We start from the raw sequence: 22,044 nt of genomic DNA on the forward strand, positions 1-22,044 counted from the left end.
CCCCCCCCCCCCCCCCCCCCCCTCCACTTTCTTTTTGCCACCGGACGACGGCATCCGGCGGTGCGAGGGGTGTGCGGAGTTCTGCTGTGGCGTGGGGAGTTGCGAGTTGCGAGTCAACAAGATATTGAATTATCTGAAAGAGTAAAGTGAACGCTTTACTCTTTTTTTATTTTTATTGGTTTATAGCTTTAACGTACGGGTGCTATAAGTTTTCTAACGTTATTTTGAGTATTATTCATTTAAAAGTGAAAGTCGGTATTGTTCCATAACCTGCTTCTTGGTTTAACTCATTCTTGCCCCAAAATAAGTTAGGTTAAATGCTCTAACTGCTGCTTTGAGCAATCAAGAAACGGTCCAAGCCCTACACATTGAATGATAAGTTAACGCATCTTTAATTATAGCTAGAAAATTTTGCTTAATGGGCTTACAACACCGTTTGCTCCTTGTTGTAAAACATGGGTGTAAATCTGTGTGGTTTTGACATCAGAATGGCCCAATTGTGCTTGAACGGTGCGAATATCGGCGCCACTTTGCAATAGCTGCGTTGCAAATGAATGGCGCAAGGTATGAGGCGTAATAACCTTTGTAATATTGGTTTGCTTTAATGCTTTTTTAATCGCTTTTCTAACACATGTAGGGTGGAAATGGTGGCGACGTATCTCGCCAGTTTCTGGGTCATCACTTAATTTGTAGGAAGGAAATAAGTATTGCCACGCTAGTGATTTATTAGCTGAGGGATATTTACGAGTTAAAGCGTTGGGCATCCACACACCTGCGTATCGCTCGTTTTGTAAATCTAATCTTAAATATTCTTCAACTTGCAAAATTTGATTTCTAAGTAATGGGATCAACTCCGTTGCAAGAGTAACTATACGATGCTTGTTGCCTTTTCCATTCCAAATTTGAATGCATTTGTAATCAAAATCAATGTCCTTTACTCGCTATTGCACCGCTTCCATCACACGCAAACCACTTCCATACATTAACCCCGTGATTAAGTAATATCGCTTGGAAAGATGACTCATCAATTGCTTTACTTCATCAGGCGTCATCACTACAGGCAGCTTGGGTTGTCGATTACTTCGTGCAAAATTCAAGTTTAAAGAAAGCTCATTTTTGACAATATGTTTATATAAAAAAGCCAGCGCATTTAAAGCTGCACTTTGTGTTCTAGGTGACATATTACGTTTTAATACAATATGGTCTAAAAACGCTTTGACTTCTGCATCTCCCATTGAGCTTGGGTGACGTTTGTTGTGAAAGTGAATAAATTTTGCGATCCAACCTAAATAAGCATTAATTGTTCTTAATGAATACTGACGAGTGAGCATATAGTCTGCAATGTAGTTTAAATAAGGAGAGCGAGTTTTCATTCCTTTGAAATGAGGCTGTATATATATACAGTTTTAGCTCAGTCGCTCGTATAGTCAAGAAAACGACCCAATCGCTCGTTTTTATCCTGAGGTAAAAGCGAGAACTCCTAAATTTTAATAACACTGGTAATTAGTTAACAAGTTTGTTAAAAATAATCTAATAAGAAAAACGAGGGATTAGCTCGCTATAAACATGTTATAAGCCAAAGGAAGTTCGGTGATGAAATCGATAATTGGAAAACTTGATGTGTTAAGCGTATTTTTGGCTTGGGCACTTTTGCTAGTTTTCTTTGTATCATTGGCTTATGGGAAAATGTTTTCTGAACCTGAAGCAAGTGCCAGCCATTTGGTTTATTTGTTCAGCGCATTTCTTTGCGCAGTTTTAATTCATATTGTTTTGGCATTTTTTAACCGATGCCCACATTGCAATAAATGCTTAACTGTTCAAGGTTTTCAAAAGCCACATCCAGCATCAAGTGGTAGCTGGGATAAAGTAGTCTGGCGCTGGTTTTCGGGTTCAATTGTTTGTATTCATTGCGGGCAAAGAGTGGCAACTAATGGCTTATAACAAGTTGCTCAAGTTCGTTCGTAAACTCACTGGGACAATTAACAGTTGGCTTTGCGCTTCGCGCAAGTATAGCCAACAGTAAATTGCCCTTTAGCAAAGCGTTAGGTGCCGAATAGGTCTGAGTCCAATAATCAAAATGTGAGAGGGAATTTGAAATGACGCCATATAGAAACATCAATGGAAACTCTAATGTCGAAGCGTATGAAATCGATGGTGACTCAATTACAGTAAGGTTTATGTCGGGTAGATGGCGTAACTATCTATATACTAGCCGTAGACCGGGAGCTGCTGTCGTAGAAAGAATGAAGGCATTAGCAATACAAGGTCACGGTCTTAATTCGTACATTTCCACGACAGTTCGCTCTAATTTTGAACGAAAATGGTAATACACCTAACAAGCGCGTCCACATGACCTTCAGCAACTGTCACCGCTTTTGCTTGCGCAAAAGCACCGCCAGTTCCACGGCCTGTGACGCGGGCGTTATGTCTCTCGGAGTTCTCTTGCATGGATTTGCGACCAACACCACAAGAAGAAGCTTTTTTAAGTCTTGCTTACAACAGGTTTTACGACCTCTCAGACGAAATTATTAAAGACTCGTTTTGGGATAAAGACGATTGGTATCGATTTAGTATAGTAAATAGTTTGTTTTCTGTTTACGCAGAATTGCTAGCGTACGAGCCTTTTAAATATGTTTTAGAAGAGATCAAAAAACAAAGACCACCTATGGAGTCTGAAATTGGTGGGCCATTGTTTAAATTTGTTAGAAATATATTTGCTCACTTTCCTCTGTTCGAGAGTTGGAATGACGTTTGGTTAACTAAAGACTTAGTCAATTGGCATAAAGAAGGTTTAACCATTGACCGCTTCCTGAAGAAATACGCAGGGCATCAGGAAATAAAGTATAGGTTTTGGGAGGCCGAGAAAAAGCAAATGACATATATGAGCATAAATTTTCCAAAACTATATGCAGACAATAAGATCTACTTAAATGATATTCTTTCAGAAAAGGACGGTGTTAAATTTTCGTTGATAATGATGCGAAAAATATTGAATACTAAAGTAGAGTCGATAGAAAACGAGACATAACAAGTTACTCAAAAGGACGCAAAACGCTTGGCTTGCGCTCATTCTTCGCTAATTGTAGCCAAGCATTTTTACGCCCATTATTGAGGTGTTATGTTTTCTTCAATTCTTGGCATCTAAATTTACGAATAGCTAAATGAGGTTATATGGACATTGCAGAGTTTAATTATGCGGAATCTTTGTTCTGGTTTATTATCGCCTTATGCCTATTGGTGCATGCTTTTAAGCTAGGTAAATCAGATGCTAATTTTAGAACGAGCCTTATAGCATCAATTGCATTTGTAGCTTTCGGTGTATCCGACATTATTGAGGCGCAAACAGGTGCATGGTGGCGCCCATTTAGCTTATTGGTTTTCAAAATTGGTTGTATTGTTGCGTTTTTAGTTTGTTTTATTAAATACAAAAAGATAGAGAGCAACAGGAAAACATAACAAGCCAATTAATCAGATTCACCAAGGCATGTCATGCCATTTGCTGAGCAAATCGCCCGCCAGCATTTGGTTCACTTATTATTGGGGCGTTATAAGTAGCTCAAAATTTAGAGCTAGGTTCGATAAAAGGATTTTCAAATTGAATTATAGAAAAAGATTAGTAGAAGCACTCGATAGAACTGAAAAACTTGGTCTAAAATTAGATTTCTCTCCACTTCCACTAACAGCTGATTTGCCTATTGATGTTAAACAGAACATTTTTCAGTTGTGTGCAGAAGCTTTGAATCATTATGGTTACGTTACATCTTCAGACCTAGCTAGTAAATGTACTCCCGTACACTTAATGCTTCAAAGCCACCTAAAATCCGACTTAAATATAGATAGCTATATCACAATAGGTGATCGGTATTGGGATGATTACATCTATTGTGAAATGTCAGATGAAAGTATTAATAAAGAGCTAGAAAGTACCAATATTCACGAACCAATTAAAGCCCATGTTTGGTTAACTCTTTCTGACGGTACTATTTTGGATTGCACAGCTGAGGCTCATGCAGATTTATTATTTAAACGCGGAGAGCACCCAGCCCATAAATGCATAATGTTAATCGATCCAAAGCAGCCAGAAGATGCTAAAACAGGGTATCACAGACCATTTATTTTAGGCTCAGCTTTCCTAAAAAAGACAGGAATGGTTCAGTTAGGCTACTTATAACATGTTACTCAAAAGGACGCAAAACGCTTGGCTTGTGCTCCTTCGTCGCTAATTTTAGTCAAGCATTTATGCGCCCATTAGTAAGGCGTTATACGTCCTTGCGGCTATGGATCATCAGGTAGAATTAAAATGAATGAAGAAATGATGGAATACGTCGAAAAAGAGAAACGTGATCGCATGATGAAAGAAAGGGCAATATACTCTGAACTCCAAGAACGGGAGACTGAGCTTTCAAACTATAGGGAGATGTTGAGGGCAAGAGAGCATGAGCTAGAGGAATATAAAAATCGCCTGAAAGAAGAGCAGATTGAAAGAGAGAAATATTTTAGAAAAGAACTCAGCGAAAGGGATCAGCTTATTGAAAATCGGGAGAGAGAGTTGTATGCCCGGCAAAAGGATATGGAGCGCCAATTCGCTAGGCGATTCGAAGAAACAGAAGAAATGCGAGAATCGCTGCAGAAAGAGCTTCTTCAGAAAGAAACAGAGCTTAAAAATCTTCTTATTGAGGCCGAGCGCGAAAAAGAGCGGTATCGTGAGGAAAGCCGAAAATCTATCGAATCAAAATCACAAAAATTCGTAGATTCAGCACTTCAGCTACTTAGTAAAAAGGAATCAAAATTCCATGATGTTTCTAGAAATTGGGCGATATTAGGGGCTTTCTCCATTGTTTTCGCGATTGGCTTTGCAATTTATACAATGGTAACAAGTGCAGATTTATTTCATCAGGCATCAAACAGTAGCCTTTCGTACTACCTGTATTCTCTTTTCCGTGGTCTTATTGTTGTAAGCCTTTTTGGGGCGCTTTCAAGATATGCATTTATCCTTAGCAACTCGTTTATGCATGAATCTCTGAAAAGTGGCGAAAGGTTGCATGCCATTAAATTTGGAGAATTTTACCTAGATGCATATGGAGCAGATGCAGAGTGGGAACAACTAAAAGAAGCCTTTGAAAACTGGAATATCAGTGGAAGCAGCGCATTTTCAAGAAAAGATATGGAGTCTAATAGCGGCAACCTTGCCGATACAATAACTGATAGCCTTGAAAAGGCCGTAAAAATAGCCACGGAAAAGAATTCAAAGTGAACGTATAACAAGCGCAAGTTGGCGGACTGGTTTTCCGCTGCGCTCCAAACCAGCCGCAAATGCGGGCGTTACTGATTAAATACTCTAACTCATTTTTGTCCAAAAACGAGTTTGATTAGCTAATTCTCAAATGCAGATAACCTAGGGAAATTGCCACAAACAAAAAGAGCATTGTATATAGCGCGATATAAACCGTGCCTACAATGCTCGATAGAGACTATTTTAAATAACGAGGTTATTTTAGTGAGTCGTTAATTTCTTTTAGTGTCGCAACTGGGTCTGCCGATTGAGTGATTGGGCGGCCTACAACTAAATAGTCGCTGCCATCTTCAACGGCTTGTTTTGGTGTCATGATGCGCTTTTGGTCGCCGGCATCGCTGCCTGCTGGGCGAATACCTGGAGTAACCAGTTTGAAGTCTGCGCCTAGTTCTGCTTTTAGCTTTTTCGCTTCTTGTGCTGAGCACACTACCCCATCAAGGCCTGATTCTTTGGCAAGCTTTGCTAAGTAAATTACTTGCTCTTCTGGCGTTTTATCTACACCTAAACGAGTTAGCTCTGCGGCATCCATACTGGTTAGTACAGTTACTGCAATCAGTAATGGAGCATCATCACCAAACTGCTCTAAAGCTTGTTTTGCTTTAGTCATCATTTCAACGCCGCCAGAGGCATGTACGTTAACCATCCACACACCCATTTTTGCAGCTGCTGTTACAGCTTTAGCCACTGTGTTTGGAATATCGTGAAATTTTAGGTCTAAGAATACATCAAAACCTAAGTCGATTAGTTCCTTAACAAAGCTAGGACCAAAATACGTGAACATTTCTTTGCCTACTTTAAGGCGACACGTATCAGGCGATAATTGCTTTACAAACGCTAGAGCTGTTTGTTGATCATCATAATCAAGGGCAATTAATACTTTTTTTGAATCTTCGACAGACATAACTTTCCTAAAAACTAATGGACTAATATGAATTAAAAACCGTCTATGCCACGGCTTGGAACAATTGTTTCCCAGTGCTTACAAGATGGACATACCCAATAAATGGTATGACTGGTAAAGCCACAGTGTTGGCACTGAAAATCAGGTTTGGTTGCGATATAAGACGTAACTAGCTTATCAATTTGATCGAGTACATCTTTAATATCGTTGTTTTGTTTGGCAAGTAGCTGTAATAAAAAGCTAAAGCCACGAATAGTTGGATGACGCTTTAAACTATCCGTTAAAAATTTGATTGCTTGCTCTATATGGCCTTGCTCAAGTAAAGCTTGGCAGTGTTTTATTTTTATTAATACGCCACCTTTATCGAGCAGTTCATTGAGTAATTCGTAAAACTGATGCGTTAAATTAAGCTTTTGATAGCTCAGTGCTAATTCTTCAATAAATACCGGCGCAAAAAACGTGAATTGGCTAATAAGCTCGCGCCAATAGTAAATTGCTTTTACATAATCTTCTTTAGTAAAAGCGCTGTGGCCAAGCTCATACAGTGGGCGAATGGCTTTGTGGTTTAAGCTAATGGCTTTACGCATAATTTGCGTATCGTTATCTTGTAAGGCTGCTTCACAGTAAAAATTGGCAATCGCTTTTACATGCTGAGGTTTAGTGAACAACTCACTGTGGGCCTCGTACATGTTAATGCCCTTTTCCCATTCACGGGTTTGTGAATAAAGATTAATAATTGGCTCTAACGCTTCTTTATAGCCTGCCTTAACAAGCCATACTAAATGCTCTTCTGCACCATCTAACAAGCCTGCCATAATGTAATCTTCAGCAAGTTCTAAGCGGCTGGTTGCAGCTTGTTGCTCATCAAGACTTGGATGTTTTAATAGCAGCTCATGAATTTTAATCGCGCGGTCAAGTTCGCCACGGCGGCGGAACATAGTTGCAAGCGTAGAATAGTGTTCAACAGAATCAGCGGCAACTTCGAGTAGATTAATAAGGTGCTCTAAGCCTTGGTCTTCTTCTCTGTCTAAGAGAAATTTAAGGCCTTTAGAATATTCAGAGGTAATTTGGCGATTAAGCTGATGAGCTTGGTTTTTAGCGCTGTTTTTACCCATTATCCAACCGTAACCGGCTGCAACGGGTAAAAGTAAAAACAGAAGCTCAATCATGATTAGGTGTCTTTATTAGCAACAAGCTTTTTATTGTTTTTTTCAGGCGCTAATTTCTTTTTTAAACGATAATTTTGCCACTTTAACTGAGAAAACAGTGTAAAGCTTATAAAACAACCAATTGCGACACCTAAAATAAAGCAGATACTTATTACAACAGCTAGGGGCAAAGTATTACTCGCGATTAAATAATTGATTTGCACCAATTGTGGATTCTGTGAACCAAGTACAAACGCAATAAATAAACACAGCGCAATTAATACGATTTTTAATACCCTAAACAAGTAACTACTCCTGTATAAAACTAGGCAATACTCGCATTTACGCGGTCACGTAATTCTTTACCTGGTTTAAAATGTGGTACGTGCTTACCGTCTAACTCAACTGTTTCGCCAGTCTTTGGATTACGACCTGTGCGAGGAGAACGATAATGCAATGAGAAACTTCCAAAGCCACGGATCTCGATGCGATCTGAGCTAGATAATGAGCCGGCCATTTGTTCAAGAATTTCTTTAACGGCATTTTCAACATCTTTCACAGGGATGTGTGCGTGTTGCTCGGCAAGTTGTTCTATCAATTCTGACTTAGTCATAGCGTTTCCTTAAAGAGTGGTAAAGGAAGGGCAAAACTGCCCTTCCAATTTTAAAAGACTAGATATTAGTCTTTTTGAGCATTTTTGAATGCTGCAGCCATAGCGTTTTCGAACGCTGGCTCTTCTTTCTTAAGCTTCTCTAGTACTTCTTTCTCTTCTGCTTCGAAAAGAGCTTTAACAGATAAGCTTAAAGTGCGGTTCTTACGATCAACACCAACGTATTTCGCTTCGATTTCGTCGCCTACAGAAACTACAGTAGTAGCATCTTCAACGCGCTCTTGAGCGATATCAGCTACACGGATGTAACCTTCAACGCCTTCGATTAGCTCAACAGTTGCGCCTTTCGCATCAACTTCAGTCACTTTACCTTTAACAATAGCACCTTTTTTGTTTGCGTCCAGGTAGTTATTGAATGGGTCAGCTTCGATTTGTTTAACGCCTAGAGAGATACGCTCACGCTCTGGGTCAACTTGTAATACGATAGCAGTGATTTCGTCGCCTTTCTTGAATTCACGTACAGCTTCTTCGCCTGGCGTGTTCCAAGAAATGTCTGAAAGGTGAACAAGACCGTCAATACCGCCTTCAAGACCGATGAAGATACCGAAGTCAGTGATTGATTTGATCTTACCAGTAACTTGGTCGCCTTTGTTTTGTAGACGAGCAAATTCTTGCCATGGGTTAGCAATACATTGCTTAAGACCAAGAGAAATACGACGACGCTCTTCGTCGATTTCAAGAACCATAACTTCAACAGTGTCACCTAGTGAAACAACTTTTGAAGGGTGGATGTTCTTGTTAGTCCAATCCATTTCAGAAACGTGTACTAGACCTTCTACGCCTTCTTCGATTTCAACGAAACAACCGTAGTCAGTAAGGTTAGTTACACGACCAGAAAGCTTAGAACCTTCTGGGTAACGACCAGCGATAGCTGCCCATGGATCTTCGCCAAGTTGTTTAAGACCTAGAGATACACGAGTTTTATCTTTGTCGAATTTAAGAACTTTAACTGCGATTTCGTCGCCAACATTAACGATTTCTGAAGGGTGCTTAACACGCTTCCACGCCATGTCTGTGATGTGTAGTAGACCGTCAACACCACCAAGGTCAACGAACGCACCGTAGTCAGTAAGGTTCTTAACGATACCTTTAACTTCTTGACCTTCAACAAGGTTAGCAAGAAGCTCTTCACGCTCTTGTGAGTTTTCTGATTCGATAACTGCACGGCGAGAAACAACAACGTTGTTACGTTTTTGGTCAAGCTTGATTACTTTGAACTCAAGCTCTTTACCTTCAAGGTGAGTTGTGTCACGTACTGGACGAACATCAACAAGTGAACCAGGTAAGAATGCACGGATTGAATCAACTTCAACAGTGAAACCGCCTTTAACTTTACCGTTGATAACACCAGTAACAGTCTCTTGCTCTTCACATGCTTTTTCTAAGCGGATCCACGCTTCGTGACGCTTCGCTTTCTCACGAGAAAGGATAGTTTCACCGAAACCGTCTTCGATTGCGTCTAAAGCTACATCTACTTCGTCGCCAACAGCAACTTCTAGTTCACCAGCAGCATTTTTGAATTGCTCAGCAGGGATTGCACTCTCAGATTTAAGACCAGCATCAACAAGTACGATGTTGTTCTCGATTGAGATAACTGTACCTTTAACGATAGAGCCTTGCTCTGCTTCAAAACCCTTTAGGCTTTCTTCAAATAACTGCGCAAAATTTTCTGACATTATACGTCTCTAAATAATTAAATAACCAATTAGCAACCATGCTGCATGGGGTTGTTAAAATAGCACTGGCTTCCTGCCGGCACCTTAATAAATTACTTTTTAGCTTTTGGAAGCTTACCTGCAAGTACGGCTTCGTCGATTAAAGTTACAACTTTATCAAACACTTGCAATGCATTGAACTCGCTAGTATCGATTTCAATGGCGTCTTCTGCAGGAACAAGCGGCGCAACTTCACGTGTCATATCACGGTGATCGCGAGCTTTTATGTCCTCTAGTAGACCACTTAGTGTAACATCAAGACCGCGTTCGTTCAACTCAGCAAAGCGACGACGAGCACGCTCTTCAGCCGTTGCGGTTAAATAAATCTTTAATGGTGCATCTGGGAACACAACCGTGCCCATATCACGACCATCGGCAATTAGGCCGCTCTCAGTACGAAACGCACGTTGACGACGTAATAATGCTTCTCTCACCCGTGGTAATGCAGCAATTTTAGATGCCGCAGCACCGACTTCTTCATTACGAATTGTGGTTGTGACGTCTTCGCCTTCCAAGACAATTTTAGATGTGTGCGTTTGGCTATCGACCAAAAACTGTACATCTAAGTTTGCAGCTAGCGGCACTAGCGCATCTTCATTATCTAATTCAATTTGATGATGAAGCGCTGCAAGTGACAGCACACGATAAATCGCACCGCTGTCTAATACATCCCAACCTAATTTCTCGGCTAACAAGCGACAAACAGTTCCTTTACCTGAACCACTTGGGCCATCGATGGTGATTACGGGCATTGATAACGCCTGCATTTATAACCTCCTGCAATGCACACCAAAATAAAACCGCGACATTATACGCCAGTTCTTGAAATAGATCCGCATTTAGAATGTAACTTTTTATATTTTCTTCTGTTTTATTGACTTGAGACAGACTCTAGTACTTTGAAAAACGTTGGAAAAGTTTTGTATGTACACTTAGGATCGTTAATGGTTATTGGCTTTCCGCCAACGGCAACCATTGCAAAACACATGGCAATGCGGTGATCGTTATAGGTGTCAATTGCGACATCGTTGAATGTCTCAGGTGGTGTAATTTCGATGAAATCTTCCCCTTCAACAACCTCTGCGCCGACTTTACGAAGCTCAGTCGCCATGGCATACAAGCGATCTGTTTCTTTTACGCGCCAGTTATAAATATTACGAATTGCTGTTTTACCTTTTGCGAATAACGCAACAGTGGCCAGCGTCATTGCCGCATCAGGAATTGCATTAGCATCAATATCCACTGCGTTCAGCTCGCCTTTACGAACCACCAGCTTTTCATCGTACCAATCAATTTTAGCGCCCACTTGCTCCATCACTTTGGCAAAACCAATGTCACCTTGAACAGATGCCGCACCTACCCCATTAATTTCTATTTCGCCGCCCGCTATTGCAGCCGCCGCAACAAAATAAGAGGCACTTGAAGCATCGCCTTCAACCATAATACGCTCAAGTGCTTGGTACTGCTGACAGCCTTTAACGTAAAATGTTTGGTAGTTATCATGGCTTACAGTCACACCAAAACGCTTCATTACATCAAGGGTAATATCAATGTAAGGCTTTGATACCAGCGTGCCTTTAATGGTAATTTCTGTGTCACCATTAAATAATGGCGCTGCCATTAATAGTGCAGTTAAGAACTGACTTGAAATACTGCCATCAATTTCAACTTGTCCACCATTGATTTTGCCGCCTTTAATGGCCAGTGGTGGATAGTCTTTATGTTTAAGGTATTCAACATCACCGCCAAGTGCTTGCAGAGCATCAACCAAATGGCCGATTGGGCGCTCTTCCATACGTGGCTCACCCACTAGCTGGTATTCGCCTTCTACCGCCGCTAACACCGCTGTAAGAGGACGATAAGCCGTACCAGCATTACCTAAGAACAGTGGCTCACTTGGCGTTTTGAATTGACCAGCAACACCTTCTACAGTTGCCACTGTTTTGTCTTCATTTAGGGTAACATTCACACCTAGCAGTTTTAACGCACCTAGCATGTGGCGAATATCATCACTGTCTAGTAGGTTTTCAACAACCGTTGTGCCCTCTGCCAGTGCCGCTAGTAACAAGATACGGTTTGATAAGCTTTTTGAGCCAGGCAGTGTCACACTGCCATTTACTTTAGAGATAGGTTCAAGACGAAGCTGTTCCATAATTAGCTGTTCTCCTTGGCGAATTTATCCATAAAATCAACCAACGCTTGAACACCTTCAAGCGGCATCGCATTGTAGATACTCGCGCGCATGCCACCCACAATGCGGTGGCCTTCAAGGGCTAATAGGCCAGCTTCTTTTGATTCACTGATGAATTTATCATTCAGTGATTCATCATTTAGCCAAAACGGCACGTTCATACGCGAACGGCAATGTTTAGCAACTTTATTGCTATAAAACGCTGAACTATCAATAAAGTTATAAAGTAGTTCTGCTTTTGCGATGTTTTGCTCTTCCATCGCTTTAACGCCACCGTTTGCTTCAAGCCATTCGAACACTTCAGCAGCTAAGTACCACGCAAATGTCGGTGGTGTGTTATACATGCTGCCTTGTTTTGCTTCTAAGGCATAATCAAGTATGCCCGGCTTTGCAAGACCTTCGCGCTCAAGGAGCGTTTTACGAACAATAACAATCGATAAACCAGACGGGCCGATATTCTTTTGTGCACCCGCGTAAATTAGGTCGAACTGATTTACGTCAAACTCGCGCGATAAAATAGTCGATGACATATCAGCGACAATCGGTGCAGATGGGTGTGAAGGTACTTCAAAAATTTCTATGCCGTCGACGGTTTCATTCGGGCAATAGTGAATGTATGACGCATCCGCAGGTAATTCCCAGCTGCTCGCTGGTTTAATAGAAAACTGGCCATTTTGCTGTTCATCATCACGTACATTAATGCTTTGAACAGTCGTGAATTTTGCAGCTTCTTCAGTGGCACCTTTAGACCATACACCGTTTTCACAGTACACAGCAGGCTTACCATCAAGATGAAGGTTCAAAGGAACCGCACTAAATTGACCACGGCCACCACCGTGCATAAATAACACTTCAAACTCATCGCTAATATTCATTAAGCGGCGTAAGCTTGCTTCACATTTAGCGGTCAGTGCTAAAAAGTCACTGCTGCGATGGCTGATTTCCATCACAGAAACACCTAAACCTTGCCAATCAATAAACTCTTTTTGTGCTTTTTGCATAACTGCCGGCGGTAACATTGCCGGTCCTGCACAAAAATTATATTTAGTCATTACTTTGCCTCATTCCAGTAATTATAGTGCGGATAAAAAAAGCGGCCGAAGCCGCTTTTTAAATCAATGTTATTCTGAAGGTGGGTTATCACCCGTTTCTTCAGTATTTGTATCGACTACTTCAACGGCCTCGCCTTCGATGGCTTCTAGCTCATCAACTTCGATTTCTTCGATACGTTGTAAACCAACTACTTGCTCTTCGTCAATAGTTCGTATCAAAATAACGCCCTGAGTATTACGACCAACCGTAGAAACCTCGTTTACACGCGTACGTACAAGTGTACCGCGATTAGAGATGATCATGATTTCGTCGTTTTCGTCAACTTGTACTGCACCAACCACAGCGCCATTACGCTCGCTTACTTTGATTGATACAACACCTTGTGTTGCACGGCTCTTCGATGGGTAATCTTCAAGTGCAGTACGCTTACCATAACCGTTTTCTGTCACAGTTAAGATTGCGCCATCTGACTTAGGTACGATTAACGAGACAACGCGTTGGTCGTCAGCCATCTTAATACCACGAACACCTGTTGCTGTACGGCCCATTGGACGTACACCTTTGAAGCGGATTTCTGGGTTACCATTTTCATCTAGAACTGGGTTACCGTTTTCATCAACAACTTCTGACTCTTCAGCTTCTTTAAAGCGAACAACTTTACCAGCATCAGTGAATAGCATGATTTCATTCGTGCCATCAGTGATATCAACACCAATTAGGCTATCGCCTTCATTTAGGTTAACCGCGATGATGCCGCTTGCACGTTGACGGCTATACGCAGTCAGTGGTGTTTTCTTAACTGTACCAAATGCCGTTGCCATGAAGATGTACTTATCTTCTTCGTACTCGCGTACTGGTAAGATAGCAGTGATACGCTCATCAGCTTCAAGTGGTAATAAGTTAACAATTGGCTTACCACGCGCTGCACGGCTTGCTAATGGTAATTGATATACTTTCAACCAATATAAACGACCTGCCGTTGAGAAGCACAGAATTGTATCGTGAGTATTGGCAACTAATAGACGTTCGATGAAGTCTTCATCTTTCATCTTCGTTGCTGATTTACCTTTACCACCACGACGCTGTGCTTCGTAGTCAGTTAATGGTTGATACTTAACGTAACCTTCGTGAGAAAGCGTTACAACAACGTCTTCTTCATTGATTAGGTCTTCAAGGCTAATATCGTGAGCAGCTGCACTGATTTCAGTACGACGTTCGTCACCATATTGCTCTTTGATTTCTACTAGCTCGTCGCGGATAACTTCCATTAGACGCTCTGGGCTTGAAAGAATGTGTAAAAGCTCAGCAATTAGATCTAGAAGTGTTTGGTACTCGTCTAAGATCTTCTCGTGCTCAAGACCCGTTAATTTGTGTAAACGTAGGTCTAGAATAGCTTGTGCTTGTTGCTCAGATAAATAGTACTGACCGTCACGGATACCTAAATCAGCGGCTAACCAATCAGGACGTGCTACGTTATCTTCACCTGCTTTTTCAAGCATTGCTTTAACAGTACCTAGTTCCCAAGAACGTGCTGTTAATGCAGCTTTTGCTTCTGCTGGTGTTGGTGACTTACGAATAAGTTCGATAATTGGGTCGATATTCGCAAGGGCAATTGCTAAGCCTTCAAGCGTATGAGCGCGGTCACGGGCTTTACGTAAATCAAATACTGTACGACGTGTTACCACTTCGCGGCGGTGAATGATAAACGCTTCAAGCATTTCTTTTAAGTTGAAACACTTAGGTTGGTTATTATCAAGTGCAACCATGTTCATACCAAACACAGTTTGTAACTGAGTTTGTGCATATAGGTTGTTTAAGATTACTTCACCAACATCACCACGTTTGATTTCGATAACGATACGCATACCGTCTTTATCTGATTCGTCACGTAGTGCGCTAATACCTTCAATCTTCTTATCTTTAACAAGCTCTGCGATCTTTTCGATAAGACGTGCTTTGTTAACTTGATAAGGGATTTCGTGAACGATGATTGTTTCACGACCGGTTTTTTCGTCAACTTCGATTTCAGCACGAGCACGGATATATACCTTACCACGACCTGTTAGGTACGCTTGCTCAATGCCTTTTTTACCATTGATAATCGCCGCAGTCGGGAAATCCGGACCTGGGATATATTCAATAAGATCAGCAATTGACATATCAGGGTTTTGAATAAGCGCTAAACAGCCATTGATAACTTCTGTTAAGTTATGAGGCGGAATGTTCGTTGCCATACCAACCGCGATACCTGAAGAACCGTTTACTAATAAGTTAGGTACTTTTGTAGGTAATACGTCAGGAATTTGCTCAGTACCGTCGTAGTTAGGTACGTAATCAACCGTTTCTTTTTCTAAGTCAGCTAATAATTCATGTGACATTTTCGCCATACGGACTTCCGTATAACGCATTGCTGCCGCAGAGTCACCGTCAACAGAACCAAAGTTACCTTGGCCGTCAACAAGCATATAGCGTAATGAGAAAGGCTGCGCCATACGAACGATGGTGTCATATACCGCGCTGTCGCCATGTGGGTGGTATTTACCGATTACATCACCAACAACACGTGCTGATTTCTTGTAAGGTTTATTCCAATCATTATTGAGTTCGTTCATTGCGAATAAAACGCGGCGGTGAACTGGCTTTAAGCCGTCACGTACGTCTGGCAATGCACGTCCTACGATTACACTCATTGCATAATCTAGGTAGGAATTTTTTAATTCATCTTCAATATTGACTGGCAGAATTTCATTGGCGAGATCAGTCATTTGATTTCACATTCCTTCAGTATTGACTCATTAAGAGGCAAACCGCCGTCTTAAGAGCTTTAGTTATTATTTCCAGACCATGCTATCACAATTTATTTAGATTTACAGGCGCTAAATCTTTGCGATTTATTAATTTCCCCCTATATAATGGCCTCAGATTAACGAGGAAGTTTTTTATGACCGAGCATCAAAATGTAGATAATGCAGAAATTGCAAAGTTTGAAGCCATCGCTGAACGTTGGTGGGACCGCGACGGAGAGTTCAAACCCCTTCATGAAATAAATCCTCTGCGTTTGGATTTTGTCGCTGATAAAGTGGGCGGCTTATTTGATAAGGAAACCTTAGATGTTGGCTGTGGTGGCGGCATTTTAAGTGAAAGTATGGCGCGTATGGGCGCAAAAGTAACTGGCATCGATATGGGCCAAGAGCCTTTAACCGTTGCTAAATTACATAGTTTAGAAACAGGCGTGCCTGTTGACTATATAAAGGTACCTGCAGAACAGTTTGCTGCTGAGCACCCTGCTCGCTTTGATGTTGTAACCTGTATGGAAATGCTTGAGCATGTTCCAGATCCAGCTTCTATTATCCGCGCTGTCGCTGAGCTTGCTAAACCGGGCGCCGATGTGTTTTTCTCAACACTAAATAAAACACCAAAAGCTTATTTGTTTGCCATCGTAGGTGCTGAAAAGCTATTAAAAATGGTGCCTGAAGGTACCCATGACCACAAAAAGTTTATCAAACCAGCACAACTCATTGCGTGGGCAGAAGAAGCGGGTCTAAAAGTAAGAGCCAGTACTGGCCTTAACTACAATCCATTTTCAAAGCAATACAGCTTAAATGATGATGTAAGTGTTAATTACATCCTGCACTTTGAGAAACTAGCATAATGAGTGGTGTGCAAACACCCTCTATCGATTTTGATGCCTTTATCTTTGATTTAGATGGCACACTACTCGATACCGCAGATGATTTAGGTGGCGCATTAAACCGTGTGTTAGCAGATGCTAATGTGGCCCCTGTTGCTGAACATATATACCGCCCTGCTGCATCTAATGGCGCTAATGCATTATTAGAAGCCGGCTTTGGTGATAAATGGCCTGAACTTGAACAACTTGCTTTACGCCAACAGCTTCTGGATTACTATGCCGAAGATATCGCTGTACACAGCAAATGCTTCACTGGCATCGAGCAGCTTTTAATTGCGCTTAAGCAAAACAATATTAAGTGGGGCATTATGACCAATAAGCCCGGCTTTTTAACTGAACCTTTAGTGCAAGCAATCCCGTCATTAAGTAATGCCCAGGCTGTTGTCAGTGGTGATACATTATCAGTGGCAAAACCATCGCCGGATCCACTTCTCCATACCGCTGAGATCTTAGAGGTTGATCCGAGCCGTTGTTTGTATATCGGTGATGCTGAGCGTGATATTCAAGCAGCAAAGGCTGCAAATATGTACAGCGCCACGGCGTTATGGGGTTACATACCCAGTGTCGACGCTGCGCTTGGCTGGCAAGCGGATTTCAATTGGCACTCACCAATTGATGGCTTTAACCATATATAGTGTTATTTAATATCTAAAACACCATATATTGTGATCTGATTTACTTTTGAACATTCTTTGATGATAAAAAAAACAGTCAAAATTTATTTTTAATTACGGTAAATTTTCTGGATCTTTTGTTGATTTCTACAAATTTCGTCGTCTATGAATGTTCAAAGGTTAATGGTTACTAACACAAAGCGTTTATCCAATAGTTATCCACAAAATGGGGCAATTCTATCCCTTGCAAAACAGCGCAGACCACACTATCTTGTGATCTGCAATTTAAACAACACCAGATATTGTGGCTAAATGTTATTCAATTAGTTCTCTGGTGTTTAATAATAATAATTACATAAAGAATACCTTTGTCTTTACAACTATAATTTCCCAAGGAATACAGGCAAAACTATGAACCAACAGCTATCTGTAAGCAAACGTGACGGCCGTAAAGAGTCACTTGATCTCGATAAGATCCATCGCGTGATCGCTTGGGCCGCAGAAGGTCTTGATAATGTGTCTGTCTCACAAGTTGAATTAAAATCTCATATTCAATTTTATGACGGCATTCGCACCGACGACATTCATGAAACTATCATCAAAGCTGCAGCTGATCAGATCTCTAAAGATACGCCTGATTACCAGTACCTTGCTGCTCGCTTAGCTGTATTCCATTTACGTAAAAAAGCATATGGCCAATTTGAGCCACCACGCTTACACGATCACATCACGAAATTAGTTGAAGACAAGCGTTATGATCAACACCTATTAGTTGATTATACCGAGCAAGAAATTGATGAGTTAGATGCTTACATCGATCACAACCGTGACTTAAACTTCAGCTACGCTGCTGTTAAGCAACTTGAAGGTAAGTATTTAGTTCAAAACCGTGTTACTGGCGAGATTTACGAAAGTGCACAGTTTTTATATATCTTAGTGGCTGCAAGCTTATTCTCTGATTATCCAAAAGAGACACGTCTTGATTACATCAAGCGTTTTTACGATGCAGTATCGACATTCAAGATTTCATTACCAACACCAATTATGGCAGGTGTGCGTACACCAACACGTCAGTTCAGTTCATGTGTATTAATTGAATGTGGTGATAGCCTAGATTCTATCAATGCAACATCGTCTGCGATTGTTAAGTATGTTTCACAACGTGCAGGTATTGGTATCAATGCCGGTCGCATTCGTGCGCTAGGTAGCCCAATTCGTAACGGCGAAGCGTACCACACTGGCTGTATCCCGTTTTATAAACACTTCCAAACAGCAGTTAAAAGCTGTTCTCAAGGTGGTGTACGTGGCGGCGCAGCAACCCTATTCTACCCACTATGGCACTTAGAAGTTGAAAACTTACTTGTGCTTAAGAATAACCGTGGTGTTGAAGACAACCGTGTTCGTCACCTTGACTACGGTGTACAGTTCAACAAATTAATGTATAGCCGTTTAATCAAAGACGATTACATCACATTATTTAGCCCGTCAGATGTACCGGGTTTATACGATGCGTTCTTTGAAGATCAAGCCAAATTTGATGAGCTATATGTTAAGTACGAACAAGATGAGTCTATTCGTAAAAAGCGTATTAAAGCGATTGAGTTATTCTCAATGTTTGCACAAGAGCGTGCGAGCACAGGTCGTATCTACTTACAAAACGTTGACCACTGTAATACGCACAGCCCGTTCATCTCGACTGTGGCGCCAATTCGTCAATCTAACTTATGTTTAGAGATTGCATTACCGACTAAGCCGCTAAGCAATGTAATGGATGAAGAAGGTGAAATTGCACTTTGTACGCTTTCAGCGTTTAACTTAGGTGCGATTGAGTCATTAGATGAATTAGAAGAGCTTGCTGAACTTGCTGTTCGTGCCCTTGATAACTTACTTGATTTCCAAGACTACCCAGTTCCTGCAGCTAAAAACGCAACGATGGGTCGTCGTACGCTAGGTATCGGTGTAATCAACTTTGCTTACTACTTAGCGAAGAATGGTAAGCGTTACTCAGATGGCAGCGCAAACGCGCTAACTCACAAAACATTTGAAGCAATTCAATATTATCTAATGAAAGCATCAAATGAGTTAGCAAAAGAGCGCGGTGCGTGTCCTAAATTTAACGAGACAACGTATTCTCAAGGCATTATGCCAACAGATACTTACAAACGTGACCTAGATCAGTTCTGTAATGAACCACTTCACTTAGATTGGGATTCATTACGTGCAAGCATTCAAGAGCACGGTATGCGAAACTCAACGCTATCTGCCCTTATGCCTTCAGAGACATCATCACAAATCTCTAACGCAACAAATGGTATTGAGCCACCACGTGGTCATATCAGCGTTAAAGCAAGTAAAGATGGTATCTTAAAGCAAGTAGTGCCAGATTATGAAAATCTGAAAGATAACTACGAGCTACTGTGGGATATTCCTTCAAACGATGGTTACCTACAACTTGTTGGTATTATGCAAAAGTTCGTTGACCAAACGATTTCTGCTAACACTAACTATGATCCATCTAAGTACGAAGGCGGTAAAGTACCTATGAAGGTGCTATTAAAAGACCTACTGACTGCTTACAAACTTGGTGTTAAAACCCTGTACTATCACAACACGCGTGACGGTGCATCGGATGCTCAAGATGAGCTAACACCAGAGGTGGAAGATGATGGTTGTGCAGGCGGCGCTTGTAAAATCTAATTAAATTAATAACATAACAAAAGCGGGCTCATTAGCCCGCTTTGTCCTGACTGTTTTTTGAGTAATCACTATGTCATATACAACTTTTAGCCGAAATCATAATAACCAATTACAAGAACCGATGTTTTTCGGCCAAACTGTAAACGTGTCACGTTACGACCAACAAAAGTACCCTATCTTCGAGAAGCTAATTGAAAAACAATTATCGTTCTTTTGGCGTCCTGAAGAGGTTGACGTAAGTAAAGACCGTCTTGACTTCCAAGCGTTACCAGAGCACGAAAAACACATCTTTTTGAGTAACTTAAAATATCAAACATTACTTGATAGTGTACAAGGTCGCTCGCCTAACGTTGCGTTACTACCCATTGTGTCTATTCCTGAGCTTGAAACATGGATTGAAACATGGGCATTCAGTGAAACCATTCACAGCCGTTCATACACGCACATTATTCGTAACGTGACGCAATCGCCAGAGCTTATCTTTGATGACATCGTAAGTAACGAGAAAATCAGCGAGCGTGCGGATGCCGTAACTAAATACTACGATGACTTAATCAACATGATTTCTGTTTACAACCTGTACGGTGAAGGTAAACATGTGATCAACGGTGAAGAAGTTAAGGTCAACCTTTTTGATCTTAAAAAGCAACTTTACCTTGCGATGATGTCGGTTAACATTCTTGAAGCGATTCGCTTCTACGTTAGTTTTGCTTGTTCATTTGCGTTCGCAGAACGTGAATTAATGGAAGGTAATGCAAAAATCATCAAGCTAATCGCGCGTGATGAAGCATTGCACTTATCTGGTACGCAACACATCTTAAACATCATGCAAGAAGGTAAAGACGACCCAGAAATGGCAATCGTTGCTGCACAATGCCGTGAAGAAGCGATCCAGATGTTTAAAGAGGCCGCTGAACAAGAAAAAGATTGGGCTGAGTATCTATTTAAAGATGGTTCAATGATCGGTCTTAACAAAGATATCTTATGTCAATACGTTGAATACATTACAAATGCACGTATGACTGCGGTAGGTTTGCCAGCTCAATTTGAAAGTAAGAGTAACCCTATTCCTTGGATCAACTCATGGTTAGTATCTGACAATGTTCAGGTTGCGCCGCAAGAAGCTGAAATCAGCTCTTACCTAGTTGGCCAAATTGATTCACAAGTTGATGCATCAGATTTTGGTGACTTCGACCTGTAATGAGCGCGAATACCACTGCACAGGTTATCCTTGCAGGAACAGACAGCCAGGATCTTGATTTTGATTCTGGCTGTTCATCTCTCCTTGAATGCCTAGAACAACACAAAATAGATGTCCCCTACCAATGCCGTGAAGGTTATTGTGGCGCATGCCGTGCAAAATTAGTTGAAGGTGATGTGAGCTACAATCAAGAGCCACTTGCGTTTGTTCGAACAGGCGAAGTGTTACTGTGTTGTAGTAAACCCAATGGTAAGGTGAAAATAGAACTTTAATGCCACACAAGTTCATTTGTTTGGTAGAAGTTTTCTTTGTCTGACACACTCACTGTTTGTTGATCTATGGTTACATCCCACTGTAAGTTCTTCGTTAAATGACTCGCCAATTGCTCAATAAAGTTGCCATCAAAAGCAATTAAATGGCTATTATTTATCAGCTCTAGTTGATGCTCATACTCTTGTAACCACTCATGGTTTAGCGTCGTAACAACCCATAATTCATCCACTCGTTTCGCTATTTTATTGAGCTGCACAATATCGGGTTGGTCAACAGCCAGCCAGGTTTGATAATGATCATCCAACGCTTTTATTGATACATCAGGCTCAGAATCGCTATGGCTTGTATTCAAGATGGCCGATTCATTATGAGAAAATAAGCAATAACTTAATAGTTTAAGTACAAAATGCTGATAGCTTTCACGACGACCACAGGCCGTAGTAAACACCTCTTTGTGATTACGATTTGCTCTTAAATCAGCAATCGTAAAATTTGCTTTAAACACCCTATTTTTATCAGACATAAGAGTTGGCCATCTCACTGTAACAGTCTAAGTATAGTGTATGGTGTTAAAATCGCGACATAAGGTAAAGTTAT

The 22,044-nt window shown here is 41.1% G+C and carries 20 protein-coding genes and 1 pseudogene; 10 read left to right on the forward strand and 11 right to left on the reverse strand.

What is annotated here, in order from left to right; genetic code table 11:
• Positions 1–401: 401 nt before the first annotated feature.
• Positions 402–1,373 (reverse strand): annotated as a pseudogene (locus CWC28_RS10650) (integron integrase).
• A gap of 220 nt (positions 1,374–1,593) precedes the next feature.
• Between CWC28_RS10650 and CWC28_RS10655 the strand changes: the two are divergent.
• From CWC28_RS10655 to CWC28_RS10680, 5 genes are all read left to right on the forward strand, one after another.
• Complete coding sequence (locus tag CWC28_RS10655; RefSeq protein ID WP_138625131.1) at positions 1,594–1,941, forward strand: hypothetical protein; 348 nt, start codon at positions 1,594–1,596, stop codon at positions 1,939–1,941.
• A gap of 505 nt (positions 1,942–2,446) precedes the next feature.
• On the forward strand, positions 2,447–3,028 hold the full coding sequence (locus tag CWC28_RS10665; protein WP_138625133.1) for a hypothetical protein: 582 nt from the start codon (positions 2,447–2,449) through the stop codon (positions 3,026–3,028).
• 143 nt (positions 3,029–3,171) lie between these two features.
• Entirely contained in the window at positions 3,172–3,456 is a 285-nt protein-coding gene (locus CWC28_RS10670) for a hypothetical protein (RefSeq protein ID WP_138625134.1), read from the forward strand.
• A 139-nt stretch (positions 3,457–3,595) separates the two neighbouring features.
• Complete coding sequence (locus CWC28_RS10675; protein WP_138625135.1) at positions 3,596–4,171, forward strand: hypothetical protein; 576 nt, start codon at positions 3,596–3,598, stop codon at positions 4,169–4,171.
• Between the two features lie 129 nt (positions 4,172–4,300).
• Complete coding sequence (locus CWC28_RS10680; RefSeq protein ID WP_138625136.1) at positions 4,301–5,254, forward strand: hypothetical protein; 954 nt, start codon at positions 4,301–4,303, stop codon at positions 5,252–5,254.
• Between the two features lie 235 nt (positions 5,255–5,489).
• On the opposite strand, the gene pyrF is transcribed toward CWC28_RS10680, so the two are convergent.
• The 9 genes from pyrF to gyrA all read right to left on the reverse strand — a co-directional run bounded on the left by pyrF (position 5,490) and on the right by gyrA (position 15,736).
• Positions 5,490–6,194 (reverse strand): orotidine-5'-phosphate decarboxylase, encoded by a 705-nt coding sequence (gene pyrF, locus CWC28_RS10685; RefSeq protein WP_062564454.1) that lies wholly within the window; start codon positions 6,192–6,194, stop codon positions 5,490–5,492.
• Positions 6,195–6,226: 32 nt separating this feature from the next.
• Positions 6,227–7,363: a lipopolysaccharide assembly protein LapB gene (gene lapB / locus CWC28_RS10690; RefSeq protein ID WP_058585078.1), complete on the reverse strand. Its 1,137-nt coding sequence runs from the start codon at positions 7,361–7,363 to the stop codon at positions 6,227–6,229.
• A 2-nt stretch (positions 7,364–7,365) separates the two neighbouring features.
• Positions 7,366–7,647, reverse strand: coding sequence for a lipopolysaccharide assembly protein LapA domain-containing protein (locus CWC28_RS10695; protein WP_054551349.1), 282 nt, complete (start codon positions 7,645–7,647; stop codon positions 7,366–7,368).
• A 20-nt stretch (positions 7,648–7,667) separates the two neighbouring features.
• Positions 7,668–7,955 carry an integration host factor subunit beta gene (gene ihfB, locus CWC28_RS10700; RefSeq protein WP_036968575.1) on the reverse strand — a complete coding sequence of 96 codons (288 nt, stop codon included), beginning with the start codon at positions 7,953–7,955 and terminating at the stop codon, positions 7,668–7,670.
• Between the two features lie 65 nt (positions 7,956–8,020).
• Positions 8,021–9,688 carry a 30S ribosomal protein S1 gene (gene rpsA, locus CWC28_RS10705; protein ID WP_063705479.1) on the reverse strand — a complete coding sequence of 556 codons (1,668 nt, stop codon included), beginning with the start codon at positions 9,686–9,688 and terminating at the stop codon, positions 8,021–8,023.
• 92 nt (positions 9,689–9,780) lie between these two features.
• The gene (gene cmk / locus CWC28_RS10710; RefSeq protein ID WP_063705481.1) at positions 9,781–10,494 is read right to left on the reverse strand and encodes a (d)CMP kinase; all 714 of its coding nucleotides are present in this window, start codon (positions 10,492–10,494) and stop codon (positions 9,781–9,783) included.
• A 104-nt stretch (positions 10,495–10,598) separates the two neighbouring features.
• Positions 10,599–11,879, reverse strand: a complete 1,281-nt coding sequence (gene aroA / locus CWC28_RS10715; protein WP_138625137.1) for a 3-phosphoshikimate 1-carboxyvinyltransferase — start codon at positions 11,877–11,879, stop codon at positions 10,599–10,601.
• A 2-nt stretch (positions 11,880–11,881) separates the two neighbouring features.
• Positions 11,882–12,970: a 3-phosphoserine/phosphohydroxythreonine transaminase gene (gene serC / locus CWC28_RS10720; protein WP_063705487.1), complete on the reverse strand. Its 1,089-nt coding sequence runs from the start codon at positions 12,968–12,970 to the stop codon at positions 11,882–11,884.
• Between the two features lie 69 nt (positions 12,971–13,039).
• The gene (gyrA, locus tag CWC28_RS10725) at positions 13,040–15,736 is read right to left on the reverse strand and encodes a DNA topoisomerase (ATP-hydrolyzing) subunit A (RefSeq protein WP_063705490.1); all 2,697 of its coding nucleotides are present in this window, start codon (positions 15,734–15,736) and stop codon (positions 13,040–13,042) included.
• Between the two features lie 176 nt (positions 15,737–15,912).
• On the opposite strand from gyrA, the gene ubiG reads away from it, so the two are divergent.
• From ubiG to yfaE, 5 genes are all read left to right on the forward strand, one after another.
• The gene (gene ubiG, locus CWC28_RS10730; RefSeq protein ID WP_105174078.1) at positions 15,913–16,623 is read left to right on the forward strand and encodes a bifunctional 2-polyprenyl-6-hydroxyphenol methylase/3-demethylubiquinol 3-O-methyltransferase UbiG; all 711 of its coding nucleotides are present in this window, start codon (positions 15,913–15,915) and stop codon (positions 16,621–16,623) included.
• The gene (locus tag CWC28_RS10735; RefSeq protein ID WP_138625138.1) at positions 16,623–17,297 is read left to right on the forward strand and encodes an HAD family hydrolase; all 675 of its coding nucleotides are present in this window, start codon (positions 16,623–16,625) and stop codon (positions 17,295–17,297) included. Before ubiG ends, CWC28_RS10735 begins: the two co-directional genes overlap by 1 nt.
• A 390-nt stretch (positions 17,298–17,687) precedes the next feature.
• Positions 17,688–19,973 (forward strand): class 1a ribonucleoside-diphosphate reductase subunit alpha, encoded by a 2,286-nt coding sequence (gene nrdA, locus CWC28_RS10740; protein WP_138625139.1) that lies wholly within the window; start codon positions 17,688–17,690, stop codon positions 19,971–19,973.
• Between the two features lie 70 nt (positions 19,974–20,043).
• Positions 20,044–21,174 carry a class Ia ribonucleoside-diphosphate reductase subunit beta gene (gene nrdB, locus CWC28_RS10745; protein WP_063705502.1) on the forward strand — a complete coding sequence of 377 codons (1,131 nt, stop codon included), beginning with the start codon at positions 20,044–20,046 and terminating at the stop codon, positions 21,172–21,174.
• Positions 21,174–21,446 (forward strand): class I ribonucleotide reductase maintenance protein YfaE, encoded by a 273-nt coding sequence (yfaE, locus tag CWC28_RS10750; RefSeq protein WP_063705504.1) that lies wholly within the window; start codon positions 21,174–21,176, stop codon positions 21,444–21,446. The genes nrdB and yfaE overlap by 1 nt, the downstream gene beginning before the upstream one ends.
• Here the strand turns inward: yfaE and CWC28_RS10755 are convergent.
• Positions 21,443–21,970 carry a YaeQ family protein gene (locus CWC28_RS10755; protein ID WP_138625140.1) on the reverse strand — a complete coding sequence of 176 codons (528 nt, stop codon included), beginning with the start codon at positions 21,968–21,970 and terminating at the stop codon, positions 21,443–21,445. The two genes, yfaE and CWC28_RS10755, sit on opposite strands and share 4 nt — an antisense overlap.
• Positions 21,971–22,044: the final 74 nt, after the last annotated feature.

The organism is Pseudoalteromonas sp. S4492, assembly GCF_005886115.1.
GTDB lineage: Bacteria > Pseudomonadota > Gammaproteobacteria > Enterobacterales > Alteromonadaceae > Pseudoalteromonas > Pseudoalteromonas gelatinilytica.